The sequence below is a fragment of the Vibrio sp. 2134-1 genome, assembly GCF_033339495.1.
Genome location: NZ_JAWOUS010000787.1, coordinates 1 through 559 on the forward strand (window position 1 = coordinate 1; position 559 = coordinate 559).

1 protein-coding gene is annotated in these 559 nt (G+C 39.4%); it reads right to left on the bottom strand.

Annotated elements, in window-relative coordinates; genetic code table 11:
• Positions 1-296 precede the first annotated feature (296 nt).
• Positions 297-559 (bottom strand): hypothetical protein (locus R7R78_RS28545; protein ID WP_225474903.1); only part of this gene is annotated, 263 nt, incomplete at its 5' end.

A 559-nucleotide genomic window follows, 5' to 3' on the forward strand; every position in this document is an offset into this window, starting at 1 on the left:
CGCTGACAACAACAAAACTTCGAGCAAACGACTTAATGTCGTCGACACTGCTCTGCCTATCTTTGCTTTATATGTAGCATAAACACAACTGACAAGAGTGTTGATACTAGTGCCAATGACGATAACATAACGCGCATTCACATAGATGATTTGAGATTTGCTTAGTTAGTTGATCTTTTAAACTTAGAAAATCGAAGTGAGTGCTGAGTAGCGTGAAAGCAACACCACATGTAATCAAACTTATCAGAAAAGCGACCATACAAACTGTTTTTATACTTGGCGTATCATCCATTGCCCTACTCTTCCCTATTAGAACCTAGCGCTCTTTCACGTGTCTTTAATAACTTATCAACCCTTTCTAATTCGTGAAAATAGCCATACATAGCAATGCGATTAATCTCTGCATCCGTACAAAGACTCTCATTTATTACCATTGCTTCCATCGTCATTCCGCTGGACGCGATTGTGAAAGGTGGACACGCTGAGTAACCATTACTTTCTGCAATATGTTCCAATCGCCCAAATTCAAAAATTTGAACTGGAATAGCAACGATAAGGG